The sequence below is a fragment of the Streptococcus oralis subsp. oralis genome (assembly GCF_002096495.1).
GTDB lineage: Bacteria > Bacillota > Bacilli > Lactobacillales > Streptococcaceae > Streptococcus > Streptococcus oralis_CU.
In genome coordinates, this window is the sequence record NZ_NCUO01000009.1 from 103,569 (window position 1) to 120,444 (window position 16,876).

The following is a 16,876-nucleotide window of genomic DNA, read 5'->3' on the forward strand; positions in this document are numbered from 1 at the left end:
TCCGAAGATGTTTGACCTTCTTCGGATTTTTTCTATTTTCCACAGTTTCATGTGATTCATCTAGATGATGAACAAATCAGTTGTTCTTTCCTCTGCGGAACAGATAAACCGCCCCAAGTAGCAATAGCCCTAGACTTGCCAAGATTGACTGACCTTCTCCTGTATGAGGGAGATTCTTTTGATCCAAATGGTTCTTTTCTTCTTCAGATTTTTCCTTTTCTTTTGAATCCTGAGTTTGTGGCTGAGCTGCTTTTTCTAACTTTTTAAAGACTTCCTGATCTGGCGCTGATTCCTGGGTTTCAGGATTGTAGTAGGCAACCTTATAGTCATCCCCTTCTTTTCGAATAGTATAGACTCCACGTTTCAAGACTTGGAATTGGTTGGAAATAGTAGAGACAGAATCATCATATTTCACAATGCCCCAAACTCCTTGTTTGGCATCATAAACAGACTGAAGGGTCTCATTGTTATCGATGAGGCTACTTTCTAACTCTTTTACCATTTGATTGAAGGTGGCACGATCCACGTTAGGGATGAGCATATAGCCATAAGAATCTCCATTTTGCTTATGAGCCTGACTAATCGTAAGAAATTCATTTTCGACTTCCTTGTCTGACTGTCCTTCATTGATATCCTTCCAAGATCCCTTTTGGACAGCCTTACTCATACTGATTGAACTCTTCTTAAAGAAAAAGTAACCAATATTCTTTTTCGAATTGGACGATTCTAAAAAGACACTTTGGGTTTCAGGATAATCCTTTTCTTGTTCTGGGAGGGAGGCTTCTTTATCATTGACATAGACTTTATATGGATCACTTGATTCCAGTTTTCTCTGGTCAATTGTAGTTGCAGCAGTATCTGTTGAAGTGTTCTGGATATTGCTTCCTAAAAAGGCAATCTTATCCTTCAGCATAAACCAGCTCTTATGAGCAGTCAATGTTTGATTCCAGTTAGTGAAATCCATGGTTGCTGTCGCATTGGCCTCATCTAGTTTGCTCGTTCCAACGAAAGCAGACGGTAGAACTTTACCTGTATCACTATCCAATCTCTTAGCATCCGTCTCTGTCGTACCAGGCATCTTATAGGGATTAACTGTTGGCCAGTAGCCATCGCTATAGTGACTCAAATCACCATTATAGAGATAGAACATCCCATCACTTGTATACCAACCACGTTTGTTTTCCTTGTTCATGTGTTCGTAATTCAAGGTACGACTGGAAAAGAGTGACAAGCCAAATCCAAACCCTTTCTCTGCATTGTACATAGCTGTTTTATCCATCTTGTTAAAGGCAGATAGGTAACTTGTTCTTGGAGTACTTGCGACTTCAGCATCGCTTAACAAGGATTGCATCAAACTGATATCCTTATAAGTCTTCAAATTCTTAAAGACATCATAATAACTATCTGATTGAACAATGGTCTTCACAAGACTCTGCAACCGTTGTTTGGTTTCTCCTTCAGACATATCCGCTATCCGGTGAATCCCTCTTAGTACTTCTACTGCGGCCACATGCCCCTCGCTATTTGCACGACTGATAGAGCGGCCACGACTCATATCCATCAGCTCTCCATTCACTAGCAAAGGAGCAAACGATTTATCAATCCAGTGGTACATGGTTTGCATTTTATCTTTATCGATTGGGCTCTTGGTCTTTTGAATAACTGGCAACAGTTGAGACAGGCCATCAATCAAGACATTTCCATAAGCACCCGTATAGGCAACATTGGTGTGGTCGATATAAGATCCATCCTGATAAAAACCTTCGCCTTGGTCTACCAACTTAAACACTTGCTCAATCGAACGAATGGTAGAAGAAATTTCTTGGTCATCCTTGCGCAGTAAACCAGCTATTACTTTTACCCTTCCCATATCCACTAAGTTTCCACCTAGGGCCTTAAATGGGTTATCAGTCGTCTTTCGGAAATGTTCGGGATCTGGCACAAATTTTTCAATCACATCTGTATATTTTTTTATTTCCTCATCTGAGAAGTATTCTTTCATCAGAGACAAGGTATTGTTGATGGCACGAGGTGTACCGATTTCATAATCCCACCAGTTCCCAACAATGCTCTTTTCACTATTGTAGACATGTTTATGCATCCATTCCATGGAATCCCTAACTGTTCGAATGACGGTTTCATCTTGATAATAACGAGAAGAAGGATTGGTCACTTGCTTGGCCATCTCCTCTAATTTCCGATAAGTGGCAGTCAGATTCGCAGACGTTTTATAATTTGAAAATTTTTCCCACAAATAGGTGCGGTCCGCCTGACTTGAAATACTGGATAGGCTATCAGCTACCTTTCCTTCCAGCTCCTGGTTTAACTTGGCCATCTGTTCATTTTTAGAATCATAGTATTGATTCCCAGCGATGATGCCATTCCAGTCATCCAAACGGTCTGTGTATGCATCCTTAACAGAGGCTAGAATCTTCAAAGGAATCTTTTTCACTTCCTTGCCATCTTTACTGACAATGACATTGGTTGCCCCTTCCTTAAGAGGTTCTAAAATTCCATTTTTGACTGAAGCAACGTCAGGATTTTCTACCTTATAAGTATAGTCCGCAAGAGCAAAAACATGTTTTTTCCCAATTGGTAAATCAATCTTTTCCTCAAGCTGTTTATCTGTTTGAGAATCCTCAGAAGGCTGGTCTGCTACCTCTACCAGCTCAATATCCTTAAAGGAAACAGCCCCTGTTCCCGTTTCATAGAATAACTCCAGCTTGATTTTATCAACATCTAAAGTCGGGCTATAGTCTGCTTCAATAGTCTGCCAGTCCTTTGTTCCCGACGTTGTTGCAGAATTCCACAATTGCTTGTCCTTACCACTTTCCTCAATGATACGAACCTTGGCAATACCCACTTTATTGTTTGTCTTAATCTTGAAACGCAGCTTATACTTTTTCTTAGCTTCAATAGGGACCATACGGTGAACTACAGCTCGTAGCTTCTCCGAACTAGAGATCGTTACAGCCCCGTCCTTAGCTTCAATGACCCGAGTTGAAGCGTCACCAGAACTGTTCTTCTGGTCAACCCAAACTGACCAGCCCTTGGCTTTACTTCCTGTCCAAGGACTGGTTCCGTCCTCTGTCTGAATAAAATCACCATTTTCAACTAAATTTTTAGCATCCCTTTGCTGAGGCTGGGGATTTTTCTGACCTTGCTGAATGGTATTCGTAGTTGTTTCTTCCGCTCCAACTGTCATATAATGGTTTAATAAAAAACCTGATAAAACAAGTGAAGACAGACTCACAATGAGCTTCTTTGTTTTTGTTTGCATGTATACACTCCAATAAACATATTGTAAAATCAATAGGAACTAAATCTCAAAAAGGAGATCTATAACAACTAAGTAAACCGGTTTAATTAAATCATACCATTTTTAATGTTGTTTGTAAACGATTTCTATCATCATAATTTCCAATTTCTTGCAACCTCTCCCATCCGACTCGACGAAAATAGTAAAAACTGTTACAATGTAGAAAAAGAAAAGAGGCTCTCATGACTTCACTCTATGATTTTTCAGTTTTAAACCAAAACAACCAAGTAATCCCCTTGGATAACTATCGTGGTAACGTTCTCTTGATTGTCAACACTGCTACCGGATGTGGGTTAACCCCCCAGTACCAGGGACTTCAAGAACTCTATGAACGCTATCAAGATCAGGGCTTTGAAATCCTAGATTTCCCTTGCAATCAGTTTATGGGACAAGCACCCGGTAGCGCAGAGGAGATTAATAGTTTCTGTAGCCTACACTATCAGACTACTTTTCCTCGTTTTGCCAAGGTCAAGGTCAACGGCAAGGAAGCAGATCCTCTCTTCCTTTGGTTAAAAGACCAGAAATCTGGCCCACTAGGAAAACGAATTGAATGGAATTTCGCTAAGTTTCTCATTGGTCGAGATGGGCAAGTTTTTGAGCGCTTCTCTTCCAAAACAGACCCCAAAACCATTCAAAAATGTATCCAAAAATTACTCTAATTTCTTTTTAAAATGCATCCTTTCATTTAGTTTGAGCCCTGAAAGGATGCGTTTTTTCTTTAAAAAGTAACTTATTTTCTTTAATTTATATTTATTTTTTGCTTTTTTGCTATTGCATTTCTTTCATTAATTTAGTATATTTGTTATATTAAAAACTTTTAGTCATTTTAAGGAAAAAATGGCCTATTAAATTTTTTATCTTAAAATGAAAGCGCTTTATAAACAGGAGGTAAGGTGGCTTACAAATTATCAGAGAGTTTTTTCATTAAATCAAGTTGTAACCAAGTCAGACTTGGGCTCGGGTAGTAGCTGACTGCCTTTCTAAAAACTAGGAGAATATTATGAATCGATACCTTTTTGAAAAAGGGCAAACTTTTAGCATTCGGAAGTTAACTGTGGGAGTAGCCTCTGTCATCGTCGGACTGGCATTTTTTGCTTCTGGAACCGTGCGTGCAGACGAAACGTCTCCTGCCACAAGATCCAATTTAGATCAGCAAATTGAACAAGTCGCAGGTATAGAAGAGACCAAGGCTGAACCAGTCAAAGAAGAAGGCCGTGTAGAAGCTGAAAAACAAGAAACACCTGTTGCAGATACTAACAGTGCTGACTTGCTCCCTGAAGACATTCAGGACCGTGCCTATCCAGACACACCTGTCAAAGAACTCGATACGACTACTATCGTTGACCAGAAAGCTAGTCCAAGAGTAGAAACTAAGAGCATTCTAAAGGACAAGGAAGAAGCTCCAAAAGAAGCTGAGAATGGAAACCGTGCTATTATAAAAGGTGGAGAAGATCTCAAACATATCAACTACGAGGGACAACCTGCTACTGCTGCTACTATGGTTTACAGCACTTACAATGCAGGAGAGCAACGCTACCTCGTTTCAGGATCTGGTATCTTTGTTGCACCTAATTTGATTCTTACCGTTGCTCATAACTTCCTAGAAGCCAATAAAGAAACTGGCGAAGGTCACATTCGTGGTGGAAAATCTGCCCAGTTCTACTATAACGTTGGTTCAAACAGCGAAAAGAAAAACTCACTTCCATCTTCTGGAACTACGGTTCTATTTAGAGAAAAGGACATCCATTTCTGGAACAAGAAGGAGTTTGGAAAAGGCTATAAAAACGACCTTGCTCTTGTAGAAGCTCCTATTCCTCTTCCAATTGCTAGTCCAAACAAAGCAGCAACCTTTGCACCTTTAGCGGATCACAAGACGCATCAGCCGGGAGAAGCCATTAGTACGATTGGCTACCCAACAGACTCGAGCTCAAAAGAGTTAAAACAGCCTATCCTAGCTGGCCAACTTTACAAGGCAGATGGGACTATCCGATCTGTTGAGTCCTATGATGATAAGGGAACGACTGGTATCACCTACAAAACCACTTCTGTATCTGGTTTGTCTGGTGGCGGGATTGTCGATAGCCAAGGAAAAGTTCTGGGGGTTCACCAACACGGAACCGTTGACAATGGTGTGGCTGAAAAGGATCGCTTTGGTGGCGGACTCGTCCTTTCACCTGAACAACTGAAATGGGTGAAGGACATGATTGCCAAGTATGGTGTGAAAGGCTGGTACCAAGGAGATAACGGAAATCGTTACTACTTTACTGATGAGGGGCGTATGCTTCGGAACGAAACAGCTGTTATCGGAAGCAACGAATATTCCTTCAACCAAGATGGGATTGCTAGCTTGACCAAGGGAGTTGAATACGGTCGTGTGGTTATTCAACACGAAGACGAAGAAGGAAATCCTGTCAAAGATAATGATACTTTTATCGAACAGACAGCTGTGGATTCTCCATTTGACTACAATTTCAAAAAAGAAATCGAGAAGACGGACTTCTATCAGAAGAATAAAGATAAATACGAAATTGTATCCATTGATGGCGTAGCAGTCAATAAACAGCTAAAAGATGCATGGACTGAAGAGCACAATGTTGTCAGCAAAGCGCCTGCCGGTACACGTGTCATCAAGGTGGTCTATAAAGTCAACAAAGGCTCTTTCAAAGTTTACTACCGTCAAAAAGGAACAGCTACTGAGCTAGCGGAAGCGACAGTTGATAACAATGAAGGTCAAGAGTACGACGTTTCCTTTGTCAACACCTTCCATGCAAAAGACATTGCTGGCTACCGTCCAGTAAAAGCTAGCTTGGAAGCAAGAATCCAGCAAAAAGGTGTGAATGAAGTCGTCTTTGAATACGAACCAGTCGCTGATACAGCTAATCCAACGACTCCGACTCCACCAGTTGCTCATCCAGAAGATAAGGAAACCGAGATTGGCAATCATGGACCTCTTCCAAGCAAGGCCCAACTTGATTACCACAAGGAAGAATTGGCAGCCTTCATCCACTATGGAATGAACACTTATACCAATTCTGAATGGGGAAATGGGAAAGAAGACCCCCGATACTTCAATCCAACCAACTTGGATACTGACCAGTGGATTCGCACTTTGAAGGAAACGGGCTTCAAACGAACCATTATGGTTGTTAAGCACCACGACGGATTCGTTGCTTATCCATCTAAGTACACCAACCATACCGTAGCTGCTAGCCCATGGAAAGATGGAAAGGGTGACCTTCTCGAAGAAGTTTCCAAGTCTGCTAGCAAGTACGACATGAATATGGGTGTTTACTTGTCACCATGGGATGCCAACCATCCAAAATACCATGTCGCAACCGAAAAAGAATACAACCAGTACTATCTCAACCAACTAAAAGAAATCCTTGGAAATCCAAAATACGGAAATAAAGGGAAATTTATCGAGGTTTGGATGGACGGTGCGCGTGGTAGCGGTGCCCAAAAAGTGACCTATACCTTTGATGAATGGTTCAAATACATCAAAGAAGCTGAAGGAGATATTGCTATCTTCTCTGCTCAACCGACAAGCGTTCGCTGGATCGGAAATGAACGGGGGATCGCAGGTGACCCTGTCTGGCATAAAGTCAAGAGAGCCAACATCACAGACAATGTGAAAAACGAATACCTCAACCATGGTGACCCAGATGGTGATATGTACTCTGTAGGAGAAGCCGATGTTTCGATCCGTTCCGGTTGGTTCTACCATGACAATCAACAGCCGAAATCACTCAAAGAGCTGATGGATATCTACTTCAAGTCTGTTGGTCGTGGAACCCCACTCCTTCTCAACATTCCACCAAATAAAGAAGGAAAATTCGCAGATGCAGATGTAGCTCGCTTGAAGGAGTTCAAAGCAACCCTAGACCAAATGTATGCGACTGACTTTGCCAAAGGTGCCACTGTAACAGCAAGTTCTACTCGTCAAAACCACCTCTACAAGGAAAGTCACCTGACAGACGGTAAAGATGATACTAGCTGGGCGCTCTCAAATGATGCCACAACCGGTAGCTTTACAGTCGATTTAGGGCAAAAGAGACGTTTTGACGTTGTCGAACTCAAAGAAGACATCGCCAAAGGTCAACGTATCTCTGGTTTCAAGATTGAAGTTGAAATCAACGGTCGCTGGGTTCCATATGGAGAAGGTTCAACCGTGGGCTACCGTCGTTTGATTCAAGGACAACCTGTAGAGGCACAAAAAATTCGTGTGACCATCACAGGAGCACAAGCAACTCCAATCTTGACCAACTTCTCAGTCTACAAGACACCAAGCAGCATTGAGAAGACAGACGGTTACCCTCTTGGACTCGAGTATCATTCAAATACAACCGCTGACAAGGCCGGTACAACTTGGTACAATGAATCTGAAGGTGTTCGTGGCACTTCTATGTGGACCAATCAAAAAGATGCCAAAGTAAGCTATACCTTCACAGGAACCAAGGCCTATGTCGTCTCTACAGTCGACCCAGGTCATGGAGAAATGTCCGTCTACGTTGATGGCCAAAAAGTTGCGGATGTGCAAACTAAGAACAGCAGCCGTAAACGCAGCCAAAAAGTCTTTGAGACAGGTGATTTAGCACCTGGCCAACATACCATTACCCTTGTTAATAAAACAGGTGAACCAATTGCTACAGAAGGAATCTACACCCTAAACAATGATAGTAAAGGGATGTTTGAACTTGAGTCTACCAACTACGAAGTCGAAAAAGGAAAACCAGTCACTGTTAAGATTAAGCGTGTTGGTGGAAGCAAGGGGACTGCTACTGTGCGCTTCATCACAGAACCTGGAACTGGGGTTCACGGTAAAGTTTACCAAGATACAACTCAAGATGTGACTTTTGAAGATGGAGAAACAGAAAAGACTGTTACCATCCCAACGATTGACTTTACAGAACAAGCCGACTCTATCTTTGACTTTAAAGCCAAGCTCACTTCTGTTTCTGATGGTGCCTTGCTCGGTTTTGCTACCGATGCAACCATCCAAGTGATGAAAGCTGAATTGCTAATCAAGGATCAAACAAGCTATGATGACCAAGCTAGTCAGTTGGATTACAGTCCTGGCTGGCACCATGAAACCAATTCCGCAGATAAGTACCAAAAGACAGAGTCTTGGGCTTCCTTTGGTCGCTTAACTGATGAGCAAAAGAAAAAGACAACCGTAACAGCTTACTTCTACGGTACTGGTCTTGATATCAAGGGCTATGTCGATCCAAATCATGGTATCTACAAAGTCTTTCTAGACGGCAAAGAAGTTCCTTACCAAGATGGCATGGGAAATGCTTCAACCATTGATGGTAAGAAATACTTTAGCGGTCATGCAGCCCAACGCCAAGGCAATCAAACTCTGGTTAGCCTAAAAGGTCTGGACGAAAACTTGCACGCAGTCACCCTTCAACTAGATCCTGATCGAAACGATTTGTCTCAAAATATCGGTATCCAGGTAGACCAATTTATCACTCGTGGCGAAGGCAGCGAACTCTACAGCAAAGCAGATATCATCCAGTCTATCTCGAAATGGAAAGATGATCTGTCCAATTTTGATCCAGCAGGCTTGAAAAATACGGCTACTGCACGCCAAGCTTTCCAAGCAAATCTAGAAAAATTGAGAAACCAACTCAGTGCTGATGCAGTGGATGTTCAAGAAGTCATGTTGACAGTCAGTGCCCTACAAGATATCCTATCCAAGGATGAGAACTATCAAAGAGGCCAAGAGGAGCCTAGTCCAGAGCAACCGGAACAGCCAGAAGAGCCTGAGAAACCTGACCAGCCTGAGCAACCAGCCGAACCAAAACAACCGGAAATTGAGTACGATAAGGCTATGGACAGCTTGACAAAAGCTATCGAGAAAAAAGTCGCTGAGCTTGGATCCAACAAGGAAGCTAAGAAGAAATTATTAGAAATTGCTGACCAAGCCATTGCTGCAATCCAAGAAGCTAAAACTCAGGAAGCAGTCAATCAAGCGCTAGAAACTGCTCTCGAACAAATCAACAAGCTCAAAGCAGCTCAGCCTGAAACTCCAGCTCAGCCTGAAAAGCCAGTTCAACCGGAAAAACCGGCTCAACCTGAACAACCTGCTCAACCTGAGAAACCAGTTCAACCTGAAAAACCTGCTCAGCCTGAGAAACCAGCTCAACCGGAACAACCAACTCAACCTGAGAAACCGGCTCAGCCTGAGAAACCAGTTCAACCGGAAACTCCAGCTCAGCCTGAGAAACCAGTTCAACCGGAAAAACCAGCGCAACCGGAACAACCAACTCAACCTGAGAAACCGGCGCAACCTGAAAAACCTGCTCAACCTGAGAAACCGACTCAACCGGAAACTCCAGCGCAACCTGAGAAACCAATTACTTCTTCAACTCCTGAGGAAGGGGTTAAAGACCTTGTCTTTACACTTCCAAACTTGGAAATCGTCAATAAGGTCGTACCGTTCAAGACGATTCGTCGCGAAACCCCACAATTAGACAAAGGAAAAGTGCAAGTTCTATCAGAAGGAAAAGACGGTCTCTTAGTCGAGTATGTTGAAGTGGACGGTGACAATCGCAAGGTTCTCCAAACAGAAGCAACTCCAGCTCAAGATCGAGTGATTGAGGTAGGTAGCAAACAAAGCTCAGTTGGAACAGAAGCGCCACCAGTTGTAACTCTTCCTGAGTATGTTTTCCCAAGAGAGACTGAAAAACCTGCTCCAGTCGTAACAGATAATTCATCATCAAAAGATGAAAAAGCTCCTGTTACAGCTACGGTCAAAGAAGACAAGGAAAGACTACTCCCTGCAACCGGGGAACAAGAAGCAACTGCCTTCCTCTTCTTGGCAGCTATTACTTCTATCTTGTCTCTCCTTATCTTCCAAAAGAATTTCAAAGACTAATAACCCTCTTTGATTGATTCTTTCTAATTATTCAGTTCCCCCGTTGAGAAGACCATTTGGTCTTCTCTTTTTCTATCTGTAAAATTAAAAAACATCCACAAATATACATGGATGTTTTGGTATGAATCTATAAAGTGAGATGATCATTGAAGATAGCCGTTCTCAAATCCAACCACGTTTTCAAATAAACGCTCATCTAAAAAAGAGAGCCCCCTTGCCTTATCTCATCAGAACTACCATCATAAGTTTCTGCAAGAACTCCACAGATAAAGGATAGCGTTTCGAATTCCAATACCATGAGATCTTCTGACGCTCATAAGCCACCTTTCCTAGATTGGACTTCCCTCTCCCATATCTAGCTCTACTGACTACTATTTTTGAGTCCAGCATAGGCATAGGTTCGATTTCTGGGGCACTCTTTTTCCGTCACCACCCTAAAATAAAAGCGATGCTCCCGCCCATCCTTGGCATTTTCCTTGTTTAAGACAAAGTAGCTTTTCTGATTCATCGCCATGGTGCGTAGGATATCATCGATCAAAAAAGTCAAAGGCACATTCATAGCAGAGTATTTTTGAAAATCCTCTTCAAAACGAATATAGGCTTCTGAAAAATAATCCATCTGCAGTTTGTTTTCATACAACTCTTTTCTAGTCATACACTCCCTCCTCCAACAGTCGAATTTCGAGGACATCTTCTACCTCTACCAGCCTATAGCCCTCATTGGTCCTAATAGATAGAGTTTGAGGTGATAATTCACTCACCTCGCCGATGATCGTGGTTTTCTGCTTCTTTTCCTTGACCACAAAGTATCCCTTTAGTTGCCCGACATACAGCTGCGAAAGCAAGAGTAGCTTCTCAACGGAATTCAAATCTGTCGAAAAAGCAACCCGATTTCTTTCTTCACCGAGTGAACTAGTATGCTCTGAGAGGAAAAAGCCCATCCACTTCTGCATCCCTGGATCTTGATAGTCACGCGCAGATTGAAAAGGTAAATAAGAACGATCAATCATTTTAGTCCATCTAATCCTCCAGCAGAATGCCCCCCAATCAGCTTGCTTCTGGCAAGACTCCTAGAGGCTTCTTCCAGTGCATTGGCCTTTAAGAGGGAGGTAAAACCAAATTGTTCCCGAATGGAGTCAATAGCCGTCTGGAGCCTTTCTTCTTTTTCTAACTTGTCAACATCATCAAAGAGGGAGATCAAGCCAAAGGACTCGTCCACAAATCCTGAATAGTTGACTCCGACACTTCTGACCGCTCCAGAAGTGTATTTGTTATGAAATAGCTTCAAAACGTGGTCTGTTAAAATAGCTGTATTATTGGTCGGTTCGACCTTCATTTGTGTGTGAATAGACGGCCTGACCTCCTGCTTAGAGAAACCAACATAGATAGAGACAAGGGTTGTTTTCTTGCCCGCCCTTCTCAGCCTAATAGCCACCTGCTCCGCCATTTCTCGGAGAATAATTTCAATATCCCGTAGCTTCACGTAGTCTCTCGGCAAGATTTGAGAATTTCCTAACCCTTGGGACTTGGCTTTATAGGGCCTGTGAACATTGCTCTCATCAATCCCGTTAGCATGAAACCACAAACGCAGGCCAGCCTGACCAAGTGTTTTCTGTAGCTGGTCTGGATTACTGGTGGCCAATTCTCTGATGGAAAAAATCCCCAGAGCATGCAAGCGTTTCTCCATCCGCCTGCCAATCCCCCAAAAGTCCGTCATCTTGGGAATAGCCCAGACCTTCTCTTCCACATCCTTGTAAGACCAGTTGGCCCTCATGGTCGGAGTGTGCTTGGCCTCATTATCCAGAGCCAACTTGGCCAGTAAGGGATTGGCATTGGACATACCCACCGTAGAGTAGATCCCTGTCTGCCTCCAAATATCCCTCTGGATACGAGCAGAAAGCAGATCCAGCTTGTCTTTGCGAGAGAGACTCTTGTCTGGGATAAAATAGTTGAGCGAACTAGTCAGATCGATAAAGCCCTCATCGATAGAGTAGGGATAAATATCATCTGGACTACCATAGTTTTGAAAGATTCGCTGGATTTCCATATTGACCGCTATGTACTCATCCATCCTAGGTGGCACAATCAAAGTCACTTGAGCCCAATCTTCGATGTAGCGAACATAGTCTGAGTCAGTAGGCAAGCCTTGCTTTCGAGCATTGTAATAGGAAAATTTGCGCGTTTTGATATCAAAAGACAGATCATAGGCCCGGCCAACATTAGACTTACCAAAAATCTTCTTAAACATGGGAGAGGAAGCTAAGATAAGACCAGTAGAATTATCCGCGCGACTCATGACACAAAGCGAGGTCTTCAGCGGATGCAAGCCCCGTTTCACACACTCAACGCTGGCATAAAAGGATTTCATATCGACAAAGGCAATGTCACTTTTGGGCTCTCTGGAATAATCAAAGTAGCCCATAGGCTAACCCTCCATCGGCACAAAGTTCCCAACGATAATCCCCACAATCCGAGGATCTTCCTCATAGGAGATGAAAATGTCCTTGTATTTAGGATTGATAGAAACCAGACGCAAACCATCTTCCTCCCGATAGACCCGTTTGATATAGGTCTGGTTGTTACAGACCACTGCATAAACCGCCCCATCATAATCAAATCCAGTCTCTCGAATCAAAGCCACTGAACCATTTTGATATTTAGGTTCCATAGAGTCCCCAGATACCCAAGATGCAAAATCATGGGCTAGTTCCTCATTAAAGTAAACCGTATCAAAATTCTGGTCACCGTAGACTGATGCCCCGATCCCTGCTGACATGCGTTCATAGACACGATATTCGTAGAGTCGTTTTGACATATCCGCAACCTTCTGGGCTTGTTCCTCTTGAGCTAGGTTGCGAGCATAAAGAACAACCTTTTCCTTCCCTTGGTTAGATAAGCTATTATAAAGGCGAACAATCTCGATCTGAGTGAAATATCCCTTTGCCACCTTTAAAATATTTTCTAGCTGGGCAACCTTCTCCTTGGATGGTTCCTTAATTCCACGTTCCCAAGCCGAGTAAGCCTGAAAACTAATCCCTAATTCCTCTGCAATCTCTTTTTGTGTCAGTTTTAGCTCTTTTCTCCGAGCCTTGAGTTTTTCTGGTTGGTACATGATTCACTCCCTAGTGTGATGTTTTATTGAGAATATCTCTCTTAGAAAAACAAATCGACGGTTGAGCTTACATCTCTAAAATTCAACCAATTCGGTTTAGTTTTATTATATAAAAAAAGTGGACGATTGTCCACTGGGAAAATCAAATTTTAACAGGCACAACTGGAAATTATGAACAAAAAAACATCCAAGAAAACATTCTTGAATGTCTGGACAGATTATAACTCCATTAACCTTGTCAGTAGACTGGAAATGATGATATTATGACCTCCTTATCTCAAATATTGCTGTATGAACCCACTCATTATGAATGTATAAGTCATTTTCTATCATTCTACTAAAGGTGAAACCATTTTTTAAAAGCACCCTCTGAGAGGCTAGATTACCCGTTGCCGTTCCTGCAATGATTCTATTGAAACCATAAGTATGAAACGCCTTGTCTAAAACAAGTCTAACCGCTTCGCTAGCATAGCCTAAGTTGCTAACATTTTCCCCAATCCTATACCCAAGCTCTGCTGTTGTTCGATCATTCTCTAAAACACTTAAATTGATTCTTCCGATCATAACACCTTGTGAATCTCTGATAAGATGCATGTAGATATCCCGATTCGTTTGTTCCGTTAACAATTCCCTCGTGATTTCTTTGAAACCTTCTAAATCAAAATAGTTAGCTGGTCTAGGAGGTAGATTTCGTTCAAAATACTCCCGATTTTCTTTTTCAAAAGAATAAACGTCTAGACTATTTTCCTCAGACAACAGCTCTAAACTAATCATTACAAAACTTCCCTTCTCTTCTTAGTAAAAATATTGTGAGACTTACCTAGCCCTAACAACTCCTACTCTAATTTTTGCAACAGCTTTACAACTTGACGATTTTCAATCCTCACATAGTATACACCACTATCACTGACAAGTTTATCCTCTTTATATTTAGCAATTTTGACAGCATAAAGACCGCGTGGTAGGGGTTGGTTGGCAAAAAATTCCTTCATGAGCGCTTCAAGCTCTTTTAGATAGTCATCATACAAGAGATCTCTTTTTTCTTTTGGAACGAAATACTGAAATTCAAATGTTGGTATAAAAATCTCTTTTTGGAACAGATATTGAGCATCCATTGGATACATTCCTTGCAGAGCTTGGCCCTTGCTTTGATTTTCCTCTAATATTTCATTATAAAGATAGATATTATCAGATTGGTTATTAAATTCAAAATCAATACCTTGATACTTCAAATCAGGAAGTTTAGGATCTTTGATTGAACTGTCCAGTGTTTTTAAAAACTCGCTGGTGCCTGGACTAACCTCAATCCCTAAATAGGCTAATTCTGGGAAAACATCATAAATTTTTTTACCATTTTTGTAATCAACCTCTGCATCTGTCTTTCCATATGTTTCACTTTTTGAAAAGCGAGTATAGTATTTAAATCGAGTTTTAACCTCATAGGTTTTTCCGGCTATATTTTCACTGTAGGTACCATGGATTATAAATCCTCCTACACTTGTATAGTTTTTCTCGTATTTTTCTAACTCAAACTGTCCTGTAAGACCGTAATTTTGATAAGAACGATGCACAGCTTGCTCAATCTCAGTTTGACTTGCATGGGCAAACAGCCCCCACATATCCATTAGAGAAAAAATCGGACTGAACACTGTGAAGATTACCATTGGGATCACTATGGATAAGCAACCTATTAATAGCCAATTTCTTTTCTTGGCGTTTTCTTCAGATTTTTTAGCAGTTTTCTGTTTCCTTTTTAAGATTAGAATGAGCAAAACCAAAAGCACTAATACTAATAAAACCAAGCTACAATCTCCTTTTACTTTGGACAGTTGTTAACAGGTAGATAGGAGACCGACAGAAATACTCGTCTCACCTGCTAACTTATCCTGAATTCCATAAACTCGTCTGAAACGAGGAGCAACCCTTGTCTCATTATACCACATGAGAGATACCGTGAGAAGAAGAGAAAAGCAAAAGAAAACCACCTGAAATAAATTCAGGTGGTTAGCTTCATGAGACTAGGAGTAGGTTCTATAAACCTTTATCTCTTCTTAGACTTCTTCACATGTTCCTTGTACATTTTTGACTTTTTCCCATACCATTCTTCAATGGTATAGCCATACTCTTCACGGTATTTCTCTTGGTTTTTATTGACTGCATTCAAGTTCTCTAGAGTTACTACATTGGACTTGAAAAATGATACCAAAAATAGTCCTAGTAAAATAGGTGCAATAGGTAATAAAGCAAGCAAGAGATACGCTAGGAAATGATTAAGCCCGTGAGTAAAGAGATTGATTCCATACATCAACAACCATAAGAATAAAATAACATTCAAAAATTTTTTATAATATTCTGAGGAGAAATAATCCTTGCTAGCGCGCTGCTTTGTAACGAGAATATAAATAAGGTAAATCAGTGATAAGACAAAACCAATCCAGTAGACGATACGAACTACTACTAGGGGGATTAAATATAAGATGGCTATAAACCAACTATAATAAAAAATTAGAAATAAAATCAGCTGAAGAATCTGAGTCAATAAATAGGTCTTAATACGATTTCTTTTAGAGATGATATAAAAACAAATATAACAAAACCAACAAAACAAGAATAGAAAACCAAAGAAGCTATTTGGGGGGATAAGCCCTTTTTCCACTGATGTTAGCTGTGTAACCATTGATGTCAATGGTACAGCTGGATCATGCCCTGCTTCACTAGCCATTCGAAATAAGCTTATCGGAAAATAGGTCCCAAGAATAATCATAAATGAAAATAAAGGTGCTACAGAAAACATCTTCAATATGTTAAAACGTCTTCCCGTTTCTAGTGCATCATTAATATCTTTTTGCATCTTATCCATTTATTTTCTCCTATTATCCAAACAAGGATGAGGCCGCCTTCAGACCACCATTGAAAAAATCAGAAACATTCTTGCCCACACTTTTGACAGTCTCCAAGCCCTGGTGGATTCCATTTCCGATAGACTCCACTCCTGATTCTACCACGTCCACAGCACCATAAGCAAAATTTTTAACTCCTTGAGTATTTGCTAGTAAGTAATCCGTCCTTAACCCGTTATACCACATGAGCAATACTTTGAGAAAAAGGGAAAAAAACACCTGAACATCATTCAGGTGATTAATGAAATTTTGCAGTTAGTTGAAGAAACTTTCAATCCAACCACTTATATTGTTTAACAATATTCCTAGCTGACCAATAAGTCCATCCATCTCCAAAGCTTTATTCTCATACTCATTAATTTTTATGAGTAACTCATCAATATTCTCGTCCATGGCCTTAATACTAGAATCAAAATATGAAATCAGATTACCTGCGGGGGTAACAAATTTCGTATCATGCAAATTTCCAGTCCAGGAATCATCATGTTCATCTTTTTTAGAAGCTACAGCTTTTTTTTGCTTAACAAACTCACTTTTAATTTTCCTTAATTCGTCATATATTTCCTTGACTTTTTTTGCCTCTTCTAAATAACCTTCTTTTTTTGATCGAGCTGAACTAATCTGCGATTGAATTGCAGCTTGCTGACTAGCGTTTGACACCATTC

Annotated in this window: 12 protein-coding genes; 2 read left to right on the plus strand and 10 right to left on the minus strand. The window is 41.1% G+C overall.

Going from position 1 to position 16,876, the window contains the following annotated elements:
* Positions 1-76 precede the first annotated feature (76 nt).
* Positions 77-3,280, minus strand: coding sequence for an LPXTG-anchored hyaluronate lyase (locus B7717_RS01520; protein WP_162287125.1), 3,204 nt, complete (start codon positions 3,278-3,280; stop codon positions 77-79).
* Between the two features lie 221 nt (positions 3,281-3,501).
* Between B7717_RS01520 and B7717_RS01525 the strand changes: the two genes are divergently transcribed.
* Together B7717_RS01525 and B7717_RS01530 are read left to right on the plus strand one after the other, a co-directional pair.
* The gene (locus B7717_RS01525) at positions 3,502-3,978 is read left to right on the plus strand and encodes a glutathione peroxidase (protein WP_084944049.1); all 477 of its coding nucleotides are present in this window, start codon (positions 3,502-3,504) and stop codon (positions 3,976-3,978) included.
* A gap of 341 nt (positions 3,979-4,319) precedes the next feature.
* Positions 4,320-10,199, plus strand: a complete 5,880-nt coding sequence (locus B7717_RS01530) for an alpha-L-fucosidase (RefSeq protein WP_084944050.1) — start codon at positions 4,320-4,322, stop codon at positions 10,197-10,199.
* A 361-nt stretch (positions 10,200-10,560) separates the two neighbouring features.
* Here B7717_RS01530 and B7717_RS01540 read toward each other — a convergent pair whose 3' ends face one another.
* The 9 genes from B7717_RS01540 to B7717_RS01580 form a co-directional block, all read right to left on the minus strand.
* Positions 10,561-10,854, minus strand: coding sequence for a DUF5960 family protein (locus B7717_RS01540; protein WP_049477803.1), 294 nt, complete (start codon positions 10,852-10,854; stop codon positions 10,561-10,563).
* Positions 10,847-11,209 (minus strand): hypothetical protein, encoded by a 363-nt coding sequence (locus tag B7717_RS01545; RefSeq protein WP_049477802.1) that lies wholly within the window; start codon positions 11,207-11,209, stop codon positions 10,847-10,849. The genes B7717_RS01540 and B7717_RS01545 overlap by 8 nt, the downstream gene beginning before the upstream one ends.
* Complete coding sequence (locus tag B7717_RS01550) at positions 11,206-12,621, minus strand: Y-family DNA polymerase (protein ID WP_084944051.1); 1,416 nt, start codon at positions 12,619-12,621, stop codon at positions 11,206-11,208. Before B7717_RS01550 ends, B7717_RS01545 begins: the two co-directional genes overlap by 4 nt.
* A 3-nt stretch (positions 12,622-12,624) precedes the next feature.
* Positions 12,625-13,311, minus strand: a complete 687-nt coding sequence (locus tag B7717_RS01555; RefSeq protein WP_084944052.1) for an XRE family transcriptional regulator — start codon at positions 13,309-13,311, stop codon at positions 12,625-12,627.
* A gap of 261 nt (positions 13,312-13,572) precedes the next feature.
* Complete coding sequence (locus B7717_RS01560) at positions 13,573-14,085, minus strand: GNAT family N-acetyltransferase (RefSeq protein WP_084944053.1); 513 nt, start codon at positions 14,083-14,085, stop codon at positions 13,573-13,575.
* Positions 14,086-14,147: 62 nt separating this feature from the next.
* Complete coding sequence (locus B7717_RS01565) at positions 14,148-15,113, minus strand: hypothetical protein (RefSeq protein ID WP_084944054.1); 966 nt, start codon at positions 15,111-15,113, stop codon at positions 14,148-14,150.
* Positions 15,114-15,352: 239 nt separating this feature from the next.
* Entirely contained in the window at positions 15,353-16,171 is an 819-nt protein-coding gene (locus tag B7717_RS01570; RefSeq protein ID WP_084944055.1) for a hypothetical protein, read from the minus strand.
* Between the two features lie 13 nt (positions 16,172-16,184).
* A complete protein-coding gene (locus B7717_RS01575; protein ID WP_084944056.1) occupies positions 16,185-16,397 on the minus strand; it encodes a hypothetical protein in 213 nt (70 codons plus the stop codon).
* A 69-nt stretch (positions 16,398-16,466) separates the two neighbouring features.
* Positions 16,467-16,874: a DUF5082 family protein gene (locus tag B7717_RS01580; RefSeq protein ID WP_241502064.1), complete on the minus strand. Its 408-nt coding sequence runs from the start codon at positions 16,872-16,874 to the stop codon at positions 16,467-16,469.
* Positions 16,875-16,876: the final 2 nt, after the last annotated feature.

Coding starts and splice junctions, on each gene's coding strand:
- B7717_RS01560 (WP_084944053.1), bottom strand. CDS start 14,085: ATGATTAGTTTAGAGCTGTTGTCTGAGGAAAATAGTCTAGACGTTTAT.
- B7717_RS01575 (WP_084944056.1), bottom strand. CDS start 16,397: ATGTGGTATAACGGGTTAAGGACGGATTACTTACTAGCAAATACTCAA.
- B7717_RS01555 (WP_084944052.1), bottom strand. CDS start 13,311: ATGTACCAACCAGAAAAACTCAAGGCTCGGAGAAAAGAGCTAAAACTG.
- B7717_RS01545 (WP_049477802.1), bottom strand. CDS start 11,209: ATGATTGATCGTTCTTATTTACCTTTTCAATCTGCGCGTGACTATCAA.
- B7717_RS01550 (WP_084944051.1), bottom strand. CDS start 12,621: ATGGGCTACTTTGATTATTCCAGAGAGCCCAAAAGTGACATTGCCTTT.
- B7717_RS01540 (WP_049477803.1), bottom strand. CDS start 10,854: ATGACTAGAAAAGAGTTGTATGAAAACAAACTGCAGATGGATTATTTT.
- B7717_RS01570 (WP_084944055.1), bottom strand. CDS start 16,171: ATGGATAAGATGCAAAAAGATATTAATGATGCACTAGAAACGGGAAGA.
- B7717_RS01530 (WP_084944050.1), top strand. CDS start 4,320: ATGAATCGATACCTTTTTGAAAAAGGGCAAACTTTTAGCATTCGGAAG.
- B7717_RS01525 (WP_084944049.1), top strand. CDS start 3,502: ATGACTTCACTCTATGATTTTTCAGTTTTAAACCAAAACAACCAAGTA.
- B7717_RS01520 (WP_162287125.1), bottom strand. CDS start 3,280: ATGCAAACAAAAACAAAGAAGCTCATTGTGAGTCTGTCTTCACTTGTT.
- B7717_RS01580 (WP_241502064.1), bottom strand. CDS start 16,874: ATGGTGTCAAACGCTAGTCAGCAAGCTGCAATTCAATCGCAGATTAGT.